Source organism: Stenotrophomonas lacuserhaii (assembly GCF_039674585.1).
GTDB classification, from domain to species: domain Bacteria; phylum Pseudomonadota; class Gammaproteobacteria; order Xanthomonadales; family Xanthomonadaceae; genus Stenotrophomonas; species Stenotrophomonas pennii_A.
Genome location: NZ_JBDJNU010000032.1, coordinates 23780 through 43093 on the forward strand (window position 1 = coordinate 23780; position 19314 = coordinate 43093).

A 19314-nucleotide genomic window follows, 5' to 3' on the forward strand; every position below is an offset into this window, starting at 1 on the left:
CTATGAGCATCAAACTGAGCACTCCCTCCGCCGTCGCCGCTGCGCTGGCCGGCCTGCTGGCGGCCTCACCCGGCATGGCCGCCGACTACGTGCAGGCCGCCGGCGCACCGGGATCCAACCTGGCCTTTGCCACCAAGTACGACGGCGAAGTCTTCGCCGGCACGTTCCCCGGCTTCTCCACCCAGCTCAGCTTCGATCCGGCCAATCCGGCCGCGGGCTCGCTGGACGTGGCGATTCCCTTGGCCGGCGCCCGCAGCGGCAACAGCGATCGCGACTCCACGCTGCAGGGCGCGGACTTTTTCGATGTCGGCACGTTCGCCACCGCGCGCTACACCGCGAAGGGTTTCCGCGCACTCGGCAATGACCAGTTCGCCGCCGATGGCACGCTTGAACTGCGTGGCGTCGCCAAGCCGGTCACCCTCACCTTCACCTGGACACCGGGCGCGCAGCCGGTACTGAAGGGCAAGGCCACGGTGAAGCGGCTGGACTTCGGGGTCGGCGGGGGCGACTGGGCCGATACCAAGACGATCCCCGATGAAACCGCGATCAGCACCGTGGTGACCTTCAAGGCGAAATAAGGCGCGCCGTGCGGTGGCGCCGGGCATGGCCTGGCGTCAGCGGTTCCCCTGCCCGAAGGCCGCAAGCGCGGCCACGTCGAAAGGCCAGTCCAGTTCGCGGTCCGCCGCGGCATCGCGCAGTACCGGGACGCGCGCGCCGTAGCGCGGTTCGAGCGTCGGGTGGCCATCGATGAACACCGGATCAAACGCCGGAAAGCGCGCCTGGGCGAGCAGCGCCAGCGCTTCGTCACATAGCTGGCAATCGTCGCGTTGGTACAGGATGAACACGGACAGGGCTCCAGTGGCCGGCTTTGCTGCGCCGCAGCCAAGGATGCGTTGCGGCAGCCGCTAGAATAGCGGCTTTCCCGGTACCCGCAGCACGGCATCCATGGCAGTCAGCACGTTCGACGTCTTCAAGATCGGCATTGGCCCGAGTTCCTCGCACACCGTTGGCCCGATGAAGGCCGCCGAGCGCTTCGTGCACCGCTGGCTGCTTGATCCCGGCCGGCTGCAGGACGTGGTGCGGATCCGCGCCGACGTCTACGGGTCGCTGGCATTGACCGGTCGCGGGCATGGCACCGACAAGGCGGTACTGCTGGGGCTGGAAGGCCAGCGTCCGAACCTGATCGACCCGGACATCATCCCCGCTACGCTGGAACGCATCCGCGGCAGCAAGCGCATCAACCTGATGGGCCAGCACGAGATCAGCTTCGACGAGAAACGCGACCTGGGCATGAACAAGCGCCAGAAGCTGCCCTACCACACCAACGGCATGCGCTTCACCGCGTACGGCGCCAATGACGAGCTGATCGCCACGCGCGATTATTATTCGGTCGGCGGTGGCTTCGTGGTCAACCAGGACGATGCGGCCGACGACCGCATCGTGCCCGACGAAACGCCGCTGCCGTATCCGTTCAAGAGCGGCGACGAGCTGCTTGCGCAGACCGCGCGCAGCGGCCTGAGCATTGCCCAGCTGATGTTCGAGAACGAGAAGTGCTGGCGCAGCAAAGACGAGATCCGCGCCCAGCTGCGCGAGATCTGGGAAGCGATGCAGGCCTGCGTGGCCCGCGGCATCCGCCAGGAAGGCGTGCTGCCCGGCGGGTTGAAGGTGGGCCGCCGGGCGCCGGCACTGCACCGCGAGCTGTCGTCCAAGCCGGAAGCTGCGATGCGCGATCCGCTGACCACGCTGGACTGGGTCAACCTGTACGCACTGGCGGTGAACGAAGAGAACGCCGCCGGTGGCCGCGTGGTGACCGCCCCCACCAACGGCGCCGCCGGCGTGCTGCCTGCGGTGCTGCACTACTTCGACCGCTTCTGCCCGGGGGCGAACGAACAGCGGATCTTCGACTTCCTGCTGACCTCGGCCGCCATCGGCATCCTGTACAAGGAAAACGCTTCGATTTCCGGTGCCGAAGTCGGCTGCCAGGGCGAGGTGGGCGTGGCCTGCTCGATGGCCGCCGGTGGCCTGGTCGCCGCGCTGGGCGGCAGCCCGAGCCAGATCGAAAATGCCGCCGAGATCGGCATGGAGCACAACCTCGGCCTGACCTGCGATCCGATCGGCGGGCTGGTGCAGATCCCCTGCATCGAACGCAACGCGATGGGCGCGGTGAAGGCGATCAATGCCTCACGCATGGCGATGCGCGGCGATGGCAAGCACAAGGTCTCGCTGGACAAGGTCATCAAGACCATGCGCGACACCGGCCGCGACATGCAGGACAAGTACAAGGAAACCAGCCGCGGCGGCCTGGCGGTGAACGTCATCGAGTGCTGACGACCGCATCGCATGGTGGGGACGACCGCTGATGGTGGGTGACGACCGCTGATGGTGGGTGACGACCGTTGGTCGTCACGCTTTTCCGGGTAACCTCAAGCTTCCCCCCAGGAGCCCCCCCCCATGCGCCTGCTGGCCACTGCCCTGCTCGCCTGCCTTCCGTTGACCGCCCTCGCCGACGCGACCTACGGCGCGCGCCTGCAAGGCTTCGATTATCCCCATCCGGTGAAGACATTCGCGCTGCAGTCGCAGCGCCAGCCACTGGAAATGGCCTACATGGATATCCCGCCGGCACGCGCGCCGGCAGGTACGGTAGTGCTGCTGCACGGCAAGAACTTCTGCGCCGCCACCTGGAAGGAGAGCATCCAGCCGTTGCTGGATGCCGGCTACCGGGTGATCGCGCCGGACCAGGTGGGCTTCTGCAAATCCAGCAAACCGCAGGGTTACCAGTATTCCTTCGGCCAACTGGCGGCCAATACCCACGCCCTGCTCGAACACCTCGGCGTGCAGCGCGCGCACATCGTCGGCCATTCGATGGGCGGCATGCTGGCCGCCCGCTATGCGCTGCTGTACCCGGAGGCCACGCAGTCGTTGTCGCTGGTCAATCCGATCGGCCTGGAAGACTGGAAGGCGTTGGGCGTGCCGTGGCGCAGCGTGGATGCCTGGTATGCCAATGAGCTGAAAACCAGCTTCGAATCGATCCGGAAATACCAGCTGGACGTGTACTACGACGGCGACTGGAAGCCGCAGTTCGAGCACTGGGCGCGGATGCAGGCCGGCATGTACGCCGGGCCGGGCAAGGACGCGGTGGCATGGAGCCAGGCGCTGACCTCGGACATGGTCTTCAACCAGCCGGTGGTCTACGAATTGAAGGACATCCGCGTGCCGACCACGTTGTTCATCGGCCAGACCGACCGCACCGCCATCGGCCGTGACCTGGCACCGCCTGCGGTGAAGGCTACGCTGGGCGACTACCCTGCGCTGGGCAAGGCCGCCGCTGGGACGATACCCGGCGCGCAGCTCGTGGAGTTCGCCGGACTGGGGCACTCGCCGCAGGTACAGGATCCAGCAGCGTTCAACGCGGCGCTGCTGCGCTTCCTCAGCGCCCGCTGAGCGCGCGCAAGGGGCCGGCATCGCCAGCCCCTTTCCCGACCTCATGCAGGAGGCATCAGCGTGCGACAGCCAGCACGCCGACGTCGCTGAAGGCGGTTTCGCCCACCAGCCGCAGGTACCACGTGCCGGCTCGCGGATTGCTGACCACGATGGCTTCCGCGTTGCCCGGACGTCTGGAGCGCAGCTGCGCATCCTCCGGCGTCGGCACGGTGCCCAGCGAGGCATACAGGCTGACATCGCCGCGCCCGCCCAGCGTGCGCAGGTTCAGGCTGCGCGTCCCGGCCGGCACCTCTACACGATAGACATGCGATTGCGCTACGGTGCCGCCGAGGCCGCTCACCAGCACGCCGCTGGAGAGCTCGGGCACGGGCACTTCAGGCAACGGGTTGCCGAGCGCCAGCTGCACCGCGCGGTTGGCATCGGCCAGTCCGGCTCCGATCGGCCGGCCTGGCTGCAGCGGGAACGGCCGCACCGATTCAATCAGCAGCCCGCGTACCTGCGCCGGCGACAACGCCGCCCTGCCGGCCCCCACTGCCGCCGACTGCATCAGCGCGACGATGCCCGCCACGTGCGGCGCAGCCATCGACGTGCCGACCATGCCGCGCAGGATGTCCCCGCCTGCCACGGTCTTGCCCTCATTGGCGGTTGACCAGACATAGCCGAGCGAGATACCCGCTCCCGTGTCCGGGTCGCCGCCAGGTGCCGACAGCGCAACGGTCGTGCCGAAGTTCGTATAGCTGGCCATGCGCCCGCCGATGCCGGTAGCACCCACGGTGATGACGTTGCGGCAACTTGCCGGGCTGTAGTTCGCCGCATCGGCCCCTTGGTTGCCTGCCGCCACCACCACCGTCGTACCGCGACTGACCGCCAGGTCGATGGCTTCCTGCGTGGCCGGGTCACCTGCACACGACCCGCTGCCGCCCAGGCTCATGTTGATGACGTCGGCTGGAGTGGGGTTGTCGGGCACACCGTCGACATGGCCACCAGCAGCCCATACGATCGCGTCGGCGATGTCCGAGGTCAGTCCGCCGCAGTGGCCCAGCACGCGCACCGGCTGCACCTTCGCCCCCCATGCCGTGCCCGCTACGTCAACTCCGTTATTGGTCATCGCGGCCACGGTACCGGCCACGTGGGTGCCATGCCAACTGCTGCTGGACGAGCGACCACACCAGGGCATCGAGGCATCGACCCAGTCACCCGGATCGGTCGCGTCGGGATCACGCCCATCACCATCGCCGGCAACATCGGGCTCGTCCGGCGACTGGCCATACCAGGATACGAAGTCGTAACCGGGAACCAGATTGTCCCTCAGGTCCACGTGCGGGGTGGAGCCGGTGTCCAGCACCGCCACCACCACCCCTTCGCCGGTGCTGTGCTGCCACGCCGCCGGTCCGTGGATGCCGCCCACGGTATTGAGCAGATCCCACTGGTACACCGGCAACTGGGGATCATCGGGCATGAGGTCCAGTGCGTGCTTGCGGCTGTCCAGCTGTGCATACAGCACGTCCGGATCCTGCCGCAGCTGCTGCAGCAGCGACTGGGCCTCGTTGGCGTCCAGTGTCCGCGAAGCGCTGATCAGCTCCGCACCGGTCGCGCTGCGGCGCACGCTGCGCAGGCCCGGCAGACGCCGTGAGGATTGCAGGCCGGGGCTGCGACCCGCGGCGGCCGTGAGGCTGGCCTGTACCCGGCTGCGATCACGCGCTGGCGCGCTGCCCGCCCGGTACTTGACGATGAACCGCTGGGTGCCTGCCGCTGCGGCATCGGGAAGCAGGCGCAGCGGCACCACGTTGCGGCCGGCTGCCAGGTCGGCAGCGGCGGCAGGTGGTGTCAGGCTGGCCAGTGCGATGCCGACGGCAACGGCAACGGCACACAACGAAAGAGGCTTGTTCATGGGTGTTCCATCCAGTGGGGGGCTGCGAACCCCCTTGAAGAAGGCCGCCCCGGTCGGGGCGGCCGGAGTGTCACAGGTCGATGCCGAAGCCGACGCCGGCCGAGCGGTCATTGCCACTGAAAGCACCGCCCAGGCTGAAGCTGGCGCGCTCGCCGACCTGCTTGCCGTAGCCCACCGAAAGGGCCTGCTCGCCGTTCTGCCAACCGGCACCGACGGCCACGCGTCCGCGCGGGCTGCGACTGCCCGCCGCGTTGATCGCCATGTTCATCATCGCGCTGCTCATCGCACCCTGGCGGTCGATGCGGCGATCCTGCTGGTGCAGGCGCTGGTCGACGCCCTGCGACAGGTCGACGAAGCGGTCATCCATTTCCTTGAAGCGCGAATCGGTATAGGTCCGTGCCGATGCCAGCGTCTGCGCATCGCCGGCCTGCATCTGTCCGACGTTGGCCGCATCGCTGGCAGCCGTGCCCGCACCGACGTTGGTGATGCGGCGGGCATTTCCCGCACTGCCGACCGACACCGTGTCGGCCTCATCCGCGACAGCGCCTTCGCCTATCGCAATGGAGCCCTTGCCGGTGCCGGCCGCCACCAGGCCGGGTGCCGCTTCGCCCGCGCCTGCGCCTTCGCCGGGCAATGGATCGATCGGCGTCTTGCCACCGCCGGCACCGCCATGTCCACCGTCCCCCGGCGCCGGACCCGGCGTTGCAGGGGGGCTCGATTCCAGTGCGCCCACGCGCGTGTCGAGTGCACTCACCGCGCCATCCAGTGCGCTGACCGCACCGCCGACATTGCCGAAACGTGCGCCCTGGACCGTATACACCGGCCCGATGAGCATGCCGTCGCCGCCCAGCGCCGCGCCGCCGCCCAGGGCGCGCACCACGTCTTCGTGCTGGTTGACGTTGACCGCATCGGTCGCCGCCACGCCTGCGCGTACGTTGCTGATCGTCGTGCCTTGCTCACCGCCCAGGGAGATGCGGGCCTTGCCCTCGTCGTCGTAGCGGACCGCGGTGGCACCGAGATCCCCCAGGCCGTCCCCGATATCGGCAATCGCGCTGTCCATCTGCCGCTTGTTGACGGCATCGGTGCCTTCGGTGGCGTCGGCAACGTTGACGATCTGGCGTTCTGCACCCGCCCTGCCGACGGAGACGGTGTGGGCCCTGTCAGCACGACTCGATGAGCCGATTGCTACCGAGTCAGCCGCATTGGCAACCGCCGACGCGCCCAAGGCGACCGATTGCCAACCCGAGGCCTGGGCCGCCGAGCCGATCGCCGCACTGTTGTACGCGCTGCTCGCCGTGAGCTCACCGATGGCGATGCTGCCGCTGCCCGTCGCGTCAGCGAAATCGCCTAGTGCCACCGCGCCCCACTGTGTCGCACGACTGCCGATACCGATGGCGGTGGAATACAGCGCGCTGGCCTCCGCATTCCAGCCCAGCGCCGTTGAGCCGTGCGCCAGCGCCTCGGCGCCGTAGCCGATTGCCGTGCCTTCGGATTCCGCCCGGCTGTAGGTTCCCAGCGCGGTGCCGTAGCCCTCGCTGGCCGACGCCCCGAAGCCAACCGCTGTCCCTTGGTCATCCGCACTGGCGGCCGCACCGACGGCGAGCGAGTTGGTGCCGGTCGCCTGGGCGCCCGAGCCGAACGCAGCAGCGCCGCGACCGGTAGCCATCGTCGCGCGTTGGACCGGCACGCCGTCAACGGGCCCCTCGTAGGCTCCACCCACCGCCGTATTGAAGGCTCCACTGGCGACTGTGCCTTGTCCGACCGCCACCGTATTCAGGCCGAGTGCTGTACTCGCGCTGCCCACTCCGATGGCGCCTTCACCAAGCGCCAGCGAGTGCACACCCAGGGACATCGCGCCCCCACCACTGGCGTTGCTCTGGTGCCCCAATGCGACGCTACCGGCGCCATCGGCCAGCGCCTGCGGTCCAATCGCCGTGGCGCCCTCACCACTGGCGAACGGATCATCGCTGCCATCGTCGGCACCGTCCACCGCGACGAAACGGCCATTGCCGGCCCTGGCTTCCACCCGCTTCAGCTGCCCCAGATTGACCGCGTCGTGGTCCTGCGTCGCGTCTGCAACGTCGGTGATCTGGCGCTGCATCGGCCCGTGGTAATCGCCCATTTCATCCCACCAGCCTTCCGATGCGCCCACCGAAACCGCGTTGGCACGTTTGGCAAGCGATCCGTAGCCCAGCGCGACACTATCGGTGGCCTGCTCGGCGGCCCAGGCATTGCCGATGGCCACGCTCCGGTCGGCGTAGGCGATCGCCATCGTGCCCAGTGCGGTGGCGTACTCACCATGGCTGTAGGACATCTTGCCGACGGCGACGCTGCCCCACCCATCGGCGAAACTGCGGCCACCGACAGCCGTTGCCGCGCTGCCGGACGCTCGCGCGGACGAACCGATCGCCGTGGCCTGGTAGGCATCGGCGTGGCTGCCATTGCCGACCGCAACGCCGAAGGCGCCGCCGGCATCGGCCGACGTCCCCAGTGCAATCCCGCTCCACCCCGATGCCGTGGCTTTCCAGCCCAAGGCCATCGATCCCAGCCCGGTCGCGCTTGCGTTGGTGCCCAGAGCGGTAGCGTAGGCGTATTCGGCCAGGGCGTCGGTGCCGATGGCGATGTTGTTGCTCAGGATGGCGGGATTGGTGCCGCCGGCCGCATGCGCCTTGTTGCCCAGCGCGATGTTGTTGGCCCCCCTGCTCAGCGCGTCCTGGCCGATGGCGGTGCTGTTGTTGCCGTACGCTTCCGAACGCAGCCCCAACGCGACCGCGTGCTCACTGAAGGCACCACTCATCGGCCCCAGGGCCACCGAGTCCTTGCCGAATGCCCGGGCCGAGGCACCCACGGCCATGCTGTTGCTGCCCGTGGCAGCGGTGTTGGTTTCAATGCAGATGCCATCGCAGATGTACTCTGCTCCCAAGGCGATCGAGCCATCACCGTAGGCCGATGCCTTGAAGCCTGCCGCGATGCTGGTGAGTCCGGCCGCGTTGGCGCTGCCCAATGCCAGCGCGCTATGCCCTGCCGCCCGGCCGAACGGGCCGAGCGCGGTGGAAAAATCGCCCGTGGCCGATGCACCTACACCAACGGCGATGCTTGCCGGTCCGTCCGCAAGCGCCTGGGTGCCAAGGGCGACCGAGCTGTTGCCGTTGGCTTCGGCCAGGCCGCCCACCGCCACGCTGGCGTAGCCGCGCGAGGATGACAGCGAGCCCAACGCCATCGCGCCCGGTCCCTCGGCCGCACTGCCATCACCGAGCGCGATGGCAGACTGCGCCGTGGCGCTGGCACCGCTGCCCTGTGCGATGGAGCGCTCGCCGAGCGCGGCGGCACCACTGCCCAAGGCGACCGAACCTTCGCCCGCGGCCAAGGCGCTGCCGCCGATGGCGACGGCATGCGCGGCACCGGCCAGGCTGTTGGAACCGAACGCGCTGCTCTCGGCGCCATGCGCCGACGCGTTGTTGCCGGCCGCCAGCGCGGCGTCACCCTCCGCGGTGGATTCGCTGCCCAGCGCAGTGGCGTCGTCGCCGTGCGCCAACGCGCCAGCACCCAGTGTCGAGGCACCGGTGCCGATCGCCTGCGCGTTGCCACCCACCGCCACGTTGAAGTCGCCGCCGACGGCACGCGCGTTGGCGCCGATGGCCACGCCCGCTTCGCCGTTGGTGCCCGCGTTGTAGCCTGCGGCCAAGCTGCCCGGCGCATAGGCCTGCGCGTTGGCGCCAACCGCAGTGGACCCATCGCCCATGGCCGTGCTCAGCGCCCCCAGTGCGGTGGCCGCCTGATCACCTTCTGCCGATGCACTGGCACCTACTGCGGTGTTGCCGAAACCGATGACCACGCTGCCTTGGCCGATCGCCGTGCCGGCATCACCGATCGCCGTCGCCCCCTGACCGAACGCCGAGCTGCCGATGCCCTGGGTCCAGGCTTCAGCGCCGACCGCCGTGGCGTTGTTGCCATCGGCCGTGGCGCGCGACCCTATCGCGATTGCCTTCTCACCGTTGACGGATGCGCGGTCATTACGGTCCACGTCGCCGTCGATGGCGATGTAATCCAACGCTTCCATCTGCGCCTTTACTTCATCCAGCTGTGCCACGTTGACCGCGTCGGTCGCTTCACTGCCGGCCTTTACGTTGGCGATCTGGCGTTCCTGCCCACGTCGGCCCACCGATACCGTGCCGGTACGATCGGCCAACGAGTGGCTGCCCAGTGCCACGGCATCGGCGGCGTCGGCCTGCGCATACGCGCCCACCGCGACCGAAGCAGCGCCTTGTGCGCTGACTGTCGCGTTCTGCCCTATCGCAGCGGCGCCGATGGCCAGCGCGCGGGCACTCTGTCCCACCGCGGTAGCCGATCCAGCCGTTGCACGCGCGCCGCTTCCGAATGCCGACGCGCCCACCGCCGTGGCTCGCGCCTGGCTGCCTACCGCCGTGGCGTCGGCGCCCTGTGCACGGGCCAGCACGCCCACGGCCACCGCCGCGTCACCGGTTGCCAGCGCGTCATCGCTTCCATCATCGCTGCCGTCAACGGCCACGTAGCCACTCGGCCCGATGGGCGCGGCCTGCAGCGAAGGATCATCCGCAGCCATCGCCCCCCATGCCGGCAGCAGCAGTGCGCCTGCCACCACGCAGCGGGGCAGACGCCGCCTGCCACTCTGGCAACCACCACGCGTGGCAAGTTCCGAGGCCACCACCAGCTGCTGCAGCGAGCGGCTCCATACACGACTGAAAATCTTGTTCATCCAGCACCTCACGGTTCGAAGGGCAAAGCACTCCCGTCCCGCTGGCCAGACGGTGTCGTACACCGATCCGGCCGCCGGGCCCGAGTGTCCAAAGAAGCGCCGCGCGGCACGTGGCATCCAGTCCGGTTGCAGACGTCCAGCAGCGACGGGGATGAACGTACGGTTCAGCTGCAATCGTTGTCACGCACGGGGTGTCACCGAATACTCGCCACTTCTCACCGATGGTCGGTCCGCCGCGCGCTGCATGTCACAGGTTCCCCCTCCGTCTCCCACTTCGACGTGGCATCGCTGGTTGCAGAAGTGGCCACGGGTCGCACCGCATGACGACGTCGACCGGCGGATGGCACCCGCCATTCAACTGCTTCTGTGCTTCTATGGGCTGGGCCTGCCGCTGAACTGGCTATGGCAACTGGCAGATCGTCCGGTTCCGCACGGATGGACGCTGGTACTGGCGACGGATCTGCTGACCGCGACAGCCGCACTGGCCGGCGTGGCCCTGATACGGTGCGGAAACCCGCGTCGCGCCGTGCGCCTCTTCATCATCGCCGTGCTCGCCAGCAGCGTCATCACCTGGCACAAGCTCGGCGCACATACCCTGCTGATCGACCAGACGCCGTTGTTGCTGCTGCTGGTGATGGCTGCACTGGTGCTGGGTCGCAGCGCATTGTGGCTGACCTGGTCGGGCATCCTCGGCGTGTTCGCTGTCGGCATGCATACCGACTACCACTCAGGGCATGGGGGGCACTGGACGGCCAACGCCATGCGCAACGGCCCATCGCTGTTGCTGGCCTGGCTGATCATCGCCTTCATCCTGGACCGTACCGCCAGCGCCCTGCGCGACAGCCTGGTACGCGAACGCCGCCACGGCGCCGCCCTGCGCCGGGAAATGGACCAGCGCGAAAAACTGCAGGAGCACCTGCTGCATGCTCAGAAACTGGATATCGCCGGTCGCCTGACCAGCGGCATCGCCCACGACTTCAACAACATCCTGGCGGTGATCCGTGGTTTCTGCGACGAACGCGATCGCCTGGGCGACAGTCCGCAGCAGCGCGAAGCGGCGCTGGTCGATGCACTGGAAGGCATCGACGTGGCGGCCCGCAGGGGCGACCACGTGTGCCGCGCGCTGCTGCGTTTCAGCCGCCAGGACAGCGTGGAGACCGAGCGCTTCTGCGTACGCGCGGCGCTGGTCGAACTGCAGCCGATGCTGCGCCAGTTATTCGTCAACCGGAGCCAGCTGAAGATCGGCGAGGTCGCCGACACCGCCTGGTTGCTGATGGACCGCAACCAGTTCGACCTGGTTATGCTGAACCTGGTCGCCAACGCCCGCGATGCAGTGGGGTCACAGGCCGGTGGAAGCGTGCGGATCGAGGTGCTGCAGCGTGCCGGATCGGTGCATCTGAACATCACCGACGACGGCCATGGGATGGATGCGCTGACGCGCCAGCGCATGTTCGACCCGTTCTTCAGCACCAAGCCGCGTGACCAGGGCACTGGTCTGGGACTGGCCGTGGTCAGCGACGTCGTGCACGCCAATGGCGGACGCATCGAGGTCCACAGCAGCTGCCACGTCGGCACCCGGATCAGCCTGCGGCTGCCTGCCGCCTGATCACGGCGCGAACACGTAGCCGGCGCCGTGCACGGCCGAAAGCGGGAACGGATGCGTGCTCGCCGCGGCGATCTTGCGCCGCAGCCGGTGGATCAGTGAATCCAGCCGGTGCATGTCGAAGGAAAAGGCATCGTGGGTGAGGCTGGCGACCAGCGTTTCACGGCCTACGACCTCCCCGGGATGCTGCATGAGGCAGTACAGCAGCGGGCGCTCGCTGCGCGTCAGCGCCACCGGCTGACCGCACGGCGCCAGCAGGCGCCAGCCGTTGCCATCCAGGCGCCAGCCCGAGATGGCGGGCACGACCTCATCGTCGGCCGCCTGCAGTCGACGGCCAAGGCTGTGCAGGGTTGCGGCCAACAGTCCCAGTTCCACGGGTTTTGTCAGGTAGGCATCAGCGCCCTCCACCAGCCCGCGGACTTTGTCGTGCGGACTGTGCCGGCCGGTCAGCATCACCACCCCAATGGCCGGAAACCGCGACCGCAGCGACTGCGCCAGGACGAACCCGTCGGCATCGGGCAGGCCGATGTCCAACACCACGATATCGGGCAGCCGGGTCGCCAGCATCCGCTCCAACGCGGCCGCCGTACCCAGCCCGACGACGTCGAATCCCTGCTCGCGCAGGCGCGGCAGAAGGATTCTTTCGCGCAGCACGGCGTCATCTTCAAGCACGGTCACGCGGAGGGAAGTGTTTTGCAAAACAATCACCGCACAATCTTCGACAGTCGCTATCAATCGATGATAGCCAGACCGCTGGGTTCAACCGCAGGCTCGGCCTGCATTCCGCGCGATGCGCAGCACATCATCCAGCAGTGCCGCCGCCGTGACCTCCGCACCCGCGCCCGGGCCTTGGATCAGAAGAGGTTGATCGCGATAGCGGTCACTGTGGATCGCGACACGGTTGTCGGTCGCCGCGCCCGATGCCAGCGGATGGTCGGCTGCCAGTGACTGCACGCCGACCCGTGCAGCGCCCGCTTCGACGCTGCCGATGAAGCGCAGCACCTGCCCGGCCTCGTTCGCCCGCAGCCAACGCTGGTGAAGCGGTGCATCCAACAGCGCCAGCTGCTCCAGTGCCTGCGCCTCCGGCAACGTGGCCAGTGCTGCCGGCACCAGGGATTCCACGTGGACCTGCCCATCGCCCAGCCCCAGCCCGCAGGCACGCGCCAGGATCAGCAGCTTGCGGCGGACATCTTCGCCGGACAGATCCACGCGCGGATCCGGCTCGGTGAAGCCGGCATCGAGCGCTTCGCGCACGGCCACCGAAAACGCCTGGCTGCCGTCGTATCGGTGGAACAACCAGGCCAGCGAACCGGACAGCACGCCTTCGATGCGATGGATGCGATCACCGCCTTCGACCAGCGCGCGCAGGCTGCTCAGCAGCGGCAGGCCCGCGCCCACGGTGGCGCTGTCGCCGTAACATGCACCGCTCTCCGCGCAGCGTGCCGCGATCTGCGTCGCGCGCTGCTGCTGCGCGCCTTGTCCCAGCTTGTTCGCGGTGACCACGTGCACGCCGCGCGCCAGCCAGTGTGCGTGCTCGGCAGCAACCGCTTCACTGGCCGTGGCATCGACCACCACGTCACCGGCGTGCAACGTGTCGGCCTGCTTCCACGGCGCTGCGTCGTGTACCAACCGGGGCGCGCGTCGTGCTTCCTGCAGCGGCTGTTCCGGCGCACCGTCGCAGGCCAGCACCGCGCGTGAATTGGCCAACCAACGGAACTGCGGCAAGGCGAGCCCGCGTGCCTGCAATGCCTGGTAACGGGCGACGAACGCCGTGCCCACCGTGCCGGTTCCCAACAGAGCCAGTCGCCCCGGGGCGGCGCGGGTGAGTTCGATGACCTGGGCGTTCATGCATCCACGACCTGTTTCTGCCGGGCGTGTGCGTCGACCACCGCTGCGGCGCGATCCAGCGCGGCGGCAAGGTCGGCCAGCAGGTCGCGTTCGGCTTCGATACCCACCGACAACCGCAGCAGGCCCTCGCTGATGCCGGCGGCCTGGCGTGCCTCCACCGTCATCGCCGCATGGGTCATGGTCGCTGGATGGGCGACCAGGCTCTCCACGCCCCCCAGTGATTCGGCCAGGGTGAAATACTGCAGTCCATCAACGAAGGCGCGTACCGCAGCGTGCGGATCATCGCCGTGGCAGCTCGCCAGTTCGAAGGACAGCATGGCGCCGAAACCGGACTGCTGGCGCGCCGCGATGGCGTGCCCTGGGTGGTCGGCAAGGCCGGGGTAGTACACCGCGCTCACCGCGCGATGGGCGGCCAGCAGCGGCACGATCGCCGCGGTGTTTTCCTGGTGCACGCGCAGGCGTGCATCCAGCGTGCGCAGGCCGCGCAGGGTCAGGAAGGCATCGAACGGCGAACCGGTCAGTCCCAGTGCGTTTGCCCACCAGGTGAGCTGCTGCGCCAGGTCCGGATCGCGCGCCACCACCGCACCGCCGACCACATCACTGTGGCCGTTGATGTACTTGGTGGTGGAATGCAGGACCAGGTCGGCGCCAAACGCCAACGGCTGCTGCAGGGCGGGCGACAGGAACGTGTTGTCGACGACGACCAGCGCGCCGGCCCTGTGCGCGGCATCGATGACGAAGCGCAGGTCGGTGATGCGCAGCAGCGGGTTGGACGGGGTTTCCACCAGCACCAGCTTCGGCGAGCTGGCCAGCGCCTGGGCCAGCGAGCGCGGGTCGGTCAGGTCGGCGGTGACCAGCTTGAACTGGCCCTTGCCGGCCAGCGCGTTGAACAGCCGCCAGCTGCCACCGTAGGCGTCGTGCGGCACCACCAGGGTGTCCTCCGGGCCCAGCAGTGCCTGCAGCACCAGGTTGATCGCGCCCATGCCGGTCGCCGTCACCACCGCGCCGGCGCCGCCTTCCAGCTCGGCCAGTGCCTCGCCGAGCAGGTCGCGGGTCGGATTGCCGCTGCGGGTGTAGTCGTACTGGCGCTTGTTGCCGAAGCCGTCGAAGCTGAAGTTGGAAGACAGCACGATCGGCGGGGTCACCGCACCGTGCGCGGTGTCGCGGTCGATGCCGGCGCGCACCGCGGCAGTGGTGCGGCTACAGGACGACGTGCCGTTGATGTCGTGGCTCATGCGGTTTCTCCCGGGATGCGGATGGCATTGGCGAGGATCGCGTCGATGCGATCGGTTTCTTTCAGGAAGGCGTCGTGGCCGTACGGCGAGCGCAGCACGCGCAGGCTGCCGCGCGGGCCCAGTCCTTCGACCAGGCTGACCAGATCGGCCAGCGGCACCAGGCGGTCACCTTCCACGGCCACCACCACGGTGGGCAGCAGCAGCTGCACCGGCTCGATGCGGTGCAGATCGATGGATTCGGACAGGCGCAGCCAGGCGGTGACCGGCGTGCGCGCGACGTACTGCGCGGCGGCCGCGTCCAGGTAATCTTCGGCGGCCACGCGCACGCGCCCATTGATTACTTCCGGCGCAGCGTCGAAGCGTTCGCCGAACTCTTCCGGCGTGCGGTAGCTGAGCATCGCGAACTGGCGTGCCAGGGCCAGGCCGTTTTCATCGCTGCACTGCAACTGGCCGAGCGCAACGGCACGCCGTTGCAGCGCGCGCCAGGCAGCCGCGTAGGGGTGCGCACGGTGCGCGCCACTGACCACCACCAGTCGCTGCACGCGCAGGCGGTGGCGCACGCCGAACTGCTGGGCGACCAGCGCGCCATAGGAGTAACCGACGAAGGCCTGCAGCTGCGAGATGCCGAGGTGATCCAGCAGGATCGCCAGCGCATCGGCCTGGTCGGCGGTATCGATCGGCACGTCCAGCGCGCCATCGGCGCCGATGAAATCGAATGCCAGCACGCGCAGCCGCTGCGGGTCGAGCGTCCGCCCCGGGCCGACCAGGCCTTCGGCCCAGCCCTTCTCGTTGAACCGGGCATTGGCTGCGACGTGGCGGTTGGCGGAAATGCCACCGGCCAGCACCACGACGGGGGCGTCGGCGGGGCCTACCCACTCATAGCGGAGGCGGATCGGGCGCGGACCGGCGTGGCGCATGTCCAGCACCGCGGCGAACTCGCCGCGTGCGGCATGCACCCGGTCTTCGACCGGCACGCTGACGGGAACAAAGGAGTCGGGGCGGAGGGCAGTGCTGGGGGCGAAGCTCATGGCGGCATCCAATAAGGAAAACGGCCATCGAGCCTTCGCGGGGCTCGCGTCCAAGTCCTGCCCTTCGGGGGCACGGCTCGAACCATCTTCCGGTAGACACGGGGTCCCCGCAGGATTTGGCACCTACGCTGACGCTTGCGCGCCTGCGGGCTGCCCCGGCTTCAAAGGGCCTGTCCCTCTGCCGGTCTCGATGGTGGAGCCACGATGCCAGCGAATTTCCGGCCTGTCAATCCTTTCATGCGGATGAAGCGATGGATTCATTCGCAACTTCCGCCTGCCGCAGCGCGGGCTGCTACAGTCCGCCCTCCTGCTGCCACGCCGATCCTCGATGCGCCGCCTGCTGCCGTGCTGCCTGATCCTGCTGCCCCTGTGTGCGCAACCCGCTATGGCGGCAGATGCCCTCGACTGGCGCGCCGGCTGGGGTCTGTCAGGCGCCCCCGCGGCGGATTCGTTCGCCTACCAGCTGCCGTTCGATGCCCGCCGCTTCAGCGTGGGCCAGGCCCCGCGGGGCCGGTTCAGCCACCGCGACGCGGAAAACCGCCATGCGGTGGACTTCACCCTGCCCGAAGGCACGCCGGTCCTGGCCGCGCGCGCCGGTCGGGTGACCCGGGTGCAGGCGGGCTTCAGCGGCAATGGGCTGGATCCGCTGCGTGACCGCGAGCGCGCCAACTACGTGCGCATCGTCCATGAGGACGGCAGCATGGCCGTCTACGCGCACCTGCAGCACGAGGGCGTGCTGGTGCGTGAAGGCCAGCAGGTGCAGGCCGGCCAGCCGATCGCGCTGTCCGGCAACACCGGCTACAGCACCGCCCCGCACCTGCATTTCGCCGTGCAGCGACAGCGCGGCACGCAGCTCGAGTCGATCCCGGTGCGCATCGTGACCCCGCGCGGCCAGCTCCATTTCGAAAAAGGGGACGGAGGGGATTAAGGCGCATTCGGCCCGAACGCGGCCTTTCACGTCTTAATCCCCTCCGTCCCCTTTTTCGGCGATAATCATCGGCTTACTTCATTGATCTGCGCCCCGGGCGGGCGCCCCCTGCCATGTCCGAAGTCGCCACCGAAGCCGCGCGCCGCCGCACGTTCGCCATCATTTCCCACCCTGATGCGGGCAAGACCACGCTGACCGAAAAGCTGCTGCTGTTCGGCGGTGCGATCCAGATGGCCGGCTCGGTCAAGGGCCGCAAGGCCGCACGCCATGCCACGTCCGACTGGATGGCGCTGGAAAAAGAACGCGGCATCTCGGTCACCTCGTCGGTGATGCAGTTCCCCTACGAAGGCAAGATCGTCAACCTGCTCGATACCCCGGGCCACGCCGACTTCGGCGAAGACACCTACCGCGTGCTTACCGCGGTGGACTCGGCGCTGATGGTGATCGACGTGGCCAAGGGCGTGGAAGAACGCACCATCAAGCTGATGGAGGTCTGCCGGCTGCGCGACACGCCGATCATGACCTTCATCAACAAGCTCGACCGCGAGGGCAAGGAACCGATCGACCTGCTGGATGAAGTGGAGAGTGTGCTCGGCATCCAGTGCGCACCGGTGACCTGGCCGATCGGCATGGGCCAGCGCCTGAAGGGCGTGGTCCACCTGATCAGCGGGGAAGTGCATCTGTACGAGCAGGGCCGCAACTTCACCCGCCAGGACTCGACCATCTTCCCGTCCATCGATTCCCCGGGACTGGCGGAGAGAATCGGCGCACAGATGCTGGCCGAACTGCGCGACGAGCTGGAACTGGTGCAGGGCGCCAGCCACCCGTTCGACCTGGACGCTTATCGCGCCGGCAAGCAGACCCCGGTGTTCTTCGGATCGGGCGTCAACAACTTCGGCGTGCAACCGCTGCTGGACTTCTTCGTCGAACACGCCCCGTCGCCGCAGCCGCGTGCCAGCACCGGCCGTGCGGTGGCCCCGGAAGAGAACAAGCTGACCGGCTTCGTGTTCAAGATCCAGGCCAACATGGACCCGCAGCACCGCGACCGCGTGGCGTTCATGCGCGTGTGTTCGGGCCGTTTCGCGGCGGGTATGAAGACCCTGCACGTGCGGACCGGCAAGGACATGAAACTGGCCAACGCGCTGACCTTCATGGCCAGTGATCGCGAGATCGCCGCCGAGGCATGGCCGGGCGATGTCATCGGCATCCACAACCACGGCACCATTTCCATCGGTGACACCTTCACCGAAGGCGAGGCGATCACCTTCACCGGCATCCCCAACTTCGCCCCGGAACTGTTCCGCCGCGCACGCCTGCGCGACCCGCTCAAGCTCAAGCAGCTGCAGAAGGGCCTGGCGCAGTTGTCCGAAGAGGGCGCGACGCAGTTCTTCCGTCCGCTGATGAGCAACGACCTGATCCTCGGTGCGGTCGGCGTGCTGCAGTTCGACGTGGCCGCGTACCGCCTGAAGGACGAATACGGCGTGGAAGCCACCTTCGAGCCGGTCAGCGTGGTCACCGCGCGCTGGGTCACCTGCAGCGATGAAAAGAAGCTGGAAGAGTTCCGCGAGAAGAACGCGCTGAACCTGGCGGTGGATGCGGCCGGGCAGCTGGTCTACCTGGCGCCGACGCGGGTCAACCTGCAGCTGGCGCAGGAACGCGCGCCGGACGTGCGCTTCTCGGCTACCCGTGAAGCGGCCTACACCGCCACGTCCTGAACCATGGCGGTGGCCGGGCGTGCACGCGCCGGCCATCGCGGCGATGATAGGGGGGATGCAGGTCCCCCTCCCTGCGACCCATTCGTCCTTCATGACCTCTGTTGAATCGATCCGCGAGGAAATCGCCAGCGCGTTGACCCATGGCCTCGGTGCGGTGTTCGCCCTGGCCGGCAGCGCCGTGTTGATCACCCTGGCCGCCATCCACGGCGACGGCTGGCAACTGTTCAGTTCGATCGTGTTCGGCGTGGCGTTGCTGCTGCTGTACACCGCCTCCACGCTGTACCACGCGATCCAGCACCCGGTGGCCAAGGGCCGCTTGAAGGTCTTCGACCATTGCGCGATCTATGTGCTGATCGCCGGCACCTATACCCCGTTCATGCTGATCGGCCTGCGCGGCCCCTGGGGCTGGAGCATGTTCGCCGCGATCTGGACGCTGGCCCTGGCCGGGGTGGTGTTCAAGCTGTTCTACACCGGCCGTTTCAAGGCCCTGTCGACCGGCATCTACATCGCGATGGGCTGGCTGATCGTGGTGGCGATCAAGCCGATGCTGGCGGCGATCGACCTGTGGACGCTGGGCTGGTTGTTGGCCGGCGGGCTGTCCTACACGTTGGGCACTTACTTCTACCACCGCGAATCGATCCGTTATTCGCATGCCATCTGGCATCTGTTCGTGATCGGCGGCAGCGTCTGCCACTTCGTCGCGGTGACTGCGCAGGTGTTGTGATTTCCCGCGCTTGCGCGCGGGCTTGAAGCAACAGCGAAGGCAACGTCAACGTCAACGTCAAAAGCTGCTGGGCTGCTGGTTGGCGGGGCGGGGTGGCTTGGTAGCGCCGACCCATGGTCGGCGGAATGTTCCCGCCAACGGCCCGCTGCGCTCGCCGACCATGGGT

Annotated in this window: 13 protein-coding genes, 1 pseudogene and 1 riboswitch; of the genes and pseudogenes, 7 read left to right on the forward strand and 7 right to left on the reverse strand. The window is 68.1% G+C overall.

The window, feature by feature from the left end:
- The first annotated feature begins 2 nt into the window (after positions 1–2).
- Entirely contained in the window at positions 3–578 is a 576-nt protein-coding gene (locus ABE522_RS12695; RefSeq protein ID WP_346592000.1) for a YceI family protein, read from the forward strand.
- Between the two features lie 36 nt (positions 579–614).
- Here ABE522_RS12695 and ABE522_RS12700 read toward each other — a convergent pair whose 3' ends face one another.
- Positions 615–845: a glutaredoxin family protein gene (locus ABE522_RS12700; RefSeq protein WP_346592001.1), complete on the reverse strand. Its 231-nt coding sequence runs from the start codon at positions 843–845 to the stop codon at positions 615–617.
- A 100-nt stretch (positions 846–945) separates the two neighbouring features.
- Here ABE522_RS12700 and ABE522_RS12705 point away from each other — a divergent pair, with 100 nt between their 5' ends.
- On the forward strand, positions 946–2328 hold the full coding sequence (locus tag ABE522_RS12705) for an L-serine ammonia-lyase (protein WP_346592002.1): 1383 nt from the start codon (positions 946–948) through the stop codon (positions 2326–2328).
- Between the two features lie 123 nt (positions 2329–2451).
- Positions 2452–3441: an alpha/beta fold hydrolase gene (locus tag ABE522_RS12710; RefSeq protein ID WP_346592003.1), complete on the forward strand. Its 990-nt coding sequence runs from the start codon at positions 2452–2454 to the stop codon at positions 3439–3441.
- Between the two features lie 55 nt (positions 3442–3496).
- Here the strand turns inward: ABE522_RS12710 and ABE522_RS12715 are convergent, their stop codons facing one another.
- Together ABE522_RS12715 and ABE522_RS12720 are read right to left on the reverse strand one after the other, a co-directional pair.
- A complete protein-coding gene (locus tag ABE522_RS12715; RefSeq protein WP_346592004.1) occupies positions 3497–5332 on the reverse strand; it encodes a S8 family peptidase in 1836 nt (611 codons plus the stop codon).
- Positions 5333–5402: 70 nt separating this feature from the next.
- Complete coding sequence (locus tag ABE522_RS12720) at positions 5403–10067, reverse strand: ESPR-type extended signal peptide-containing protein (RefSeq protein WP_346592005.1); 4665 nt, start codon at positions 10065–10067, stop codon at positions 5403–5405.
- A 340-nt stretch (positions 10068–10407) separates the two neighbouring features.
- Here ABE522_RS12720 and ABE522_RS12725 point away from each other — a divergent pair, with 340 nt between their 5' ends.
- On the forward strand, positions 10408–11673 hold the full coding sequence (locus tag ABE522_RS12725; protein WP_346592006.1) for a sensor histidine kinase: 1266 nt from the start codon (positions 10408–10410) through the stop codon (positions 11671–11673).
- Here ABE522_RS12725 and ABE522_RS12730 read toward each other — a convergent pair whose 3' ends face one another.
- The 4 genes from ABE522_RS12730 to metX are packed head-to-tail and all read right to left on the reverse strand — an operon-like array spanning position 11674 to position 15781.
- Positions 11674–12405, reverse strand: coding sequence for a response regulator transcription factor (locus ABE522_RS12730; RefSeq protein WP_346592007.1), 732 nt, complete (start codon positions 12403–12405; stop codon positions 11674–11676).
- A 24-nt stretch (positions 12406–12429) separates the two neighbouring features.
- Complete coding sequence (locus ABE522_RS12735) at positions 12430–13518, reverse strand: homoserine dehydrogenase family protein (RefSeq protein WP_346592008.1); 1089 nt, start codon at positions 13516–13518, stop codon at positions 12430–12432.
- Positions 13515–14753 carry an O-succinylhomoserine (thiol)-lyase gene (locus ABE522_RS12740; RefSeq protein ID WP_346592009.1) on the reverse strand — a complete coding sequence of 413 codons (1239 nt, stop codon included), beginning with the start codon at positions 14751–14753 and terminating at the stop codon, positions 13515–13517. The genes ABE522_RS12735 and ABE522_RS12740 overlap by 4 nt, the downstream gene beginning before the upstream one ends.
- The gene (metX, locus tag ABE522_RS12745) at positions 14750–15781 is read right to left on the reverse strand and encodes a homoserine O-succinyltransferase MetX (protein ID WP_346592010.1); all 1032 of its coding nucleotides are present in this window, start codon (positions 15779–15781) and stop codon (positions 14750–14752) included. Before metX ends, ABE522_RS12740 begins: the two co-directional genes overlap by 4 nt.
- 79 nt (positions 15782–15860) lie before the next feature.
- Positions 15861–15978: riboswitch (SAM riboswitch) on the reverse strand.
- Positions 15979–16214: 236 nt separating this feature from the next.
- Between metX and ABE522_RS12750 the strand changes: the two are divergent.
- From ABE522_RS12750 to trhA, 3 genes and pseudogenes are all read left to right on the forward strand, one after another.
- Positions 16215–16709 (forward strand): annotated as a pseudogene (locus ABE522_RS12750) (M23 family metallopeptidase); the annotation flags it as partial.
- A 113-nt stretch (positions 16710–16822) separates the two neighbouring features.
- Positions 16823–18424, forward strand: a complete 1602-nt coding sequence (locus ABE522_RS12755; RefSeq protein ID WP_346592011.1) for a peptide chain release factor 3 — start codon at positions 16823–16825, stop codon at positions 18422–18424.
- A gap of 55 nt (positions 18425–18479) precedes the next feature.
- The gene (gene trhA / locus ABE522_RS12760) at positions 18480–19148 is read left to right on the forward strand and encodes a PAQR family membrane homeostasis protein TrhA (protein ID WP_346592012.1); all 669 of its coding nucleotides are present in this window, start codon (positions 18480–18482) and stop codon (positions 19146–19148) included.
- Positions 19149–19314: the final 166 nt, after the last annotated feature.

Coding starts and splice junctions, on each gene's coding strand:
- ABE522_RS12695 (WP_346592000.1), top strand. CDS start 3: ATGAGCATCAAACTGAGCACTCCCTCCGCCGTCGCCGCTGCGCTGGCC.
- ABE522_RS12705 (WP_346592002.1), top strand. CDS start 946: ATGGCAGTCAGCACGTTCGACGTCTTCAAGATCGGCATTGGCCCGAGT.
- ABE522_RS12710 (WP_346592003.1), top strand. CDS start 2,452: ATGCGCCTGCTGGCCACTGCCCTGCTCGCCTGCCTTCCGTTGACCGCC.
- ABE522_RS12715 (WP_346592004.1), bottom strand. CDS start 5,332: ATGAACAAGCCTCTTTCGTTGTGTGCCGTTGCCGTTGCCGTCGGCATC.
- ABE522_RS12720 (WP_346592005.1), bottom strand. CDS start 10,067: ATGAACAAGATTTTCAGTCGTGTATGGAGCCGCTCGCTGCAGCAGCTG.
- ABE522_RS12725 (WP_346592006.1), top strand. CDS start 10,408: ATGGCACCCGCCATTCAACTGCTTCTGTGCTTCTATGGGCTGGGCCTG.
- ABE522_RS12735 (WP_346592008.1), bottom strand. CDS start 13,518: ATGAACGCCCAGGTCATCGAACTCACCCGCGCCGCCCCGGGGCGACTG.
- ABE522_RS12740 (WP_346592009.1), bottom strand. CDS start 14,753: ATGAGCCACGACATCAACGGCACGTCGTCCTGTAGCCGCACCACTGCC.
- metX (WP_346592010.1), bottom strand. CDS start 15,781: ATGAGCTTCGCCCCCAGCACTGCCCTCCGCCCCGACTCCTTTGTTCCC.
- ABE522_RS12755 (WP_346592011.1), top strand. CDS start 16,823: ATGTCCGAAGTCGCCACCGAAGCCGCGCGCCGCCGCACGTTCGCCATC.
- trhA (WP_346592012.1), top strand. CDS start 18,480: ATGCAGGTCCCCCTCCCTGCGACCCATTCGTCCTTCATGACCTCTGTT.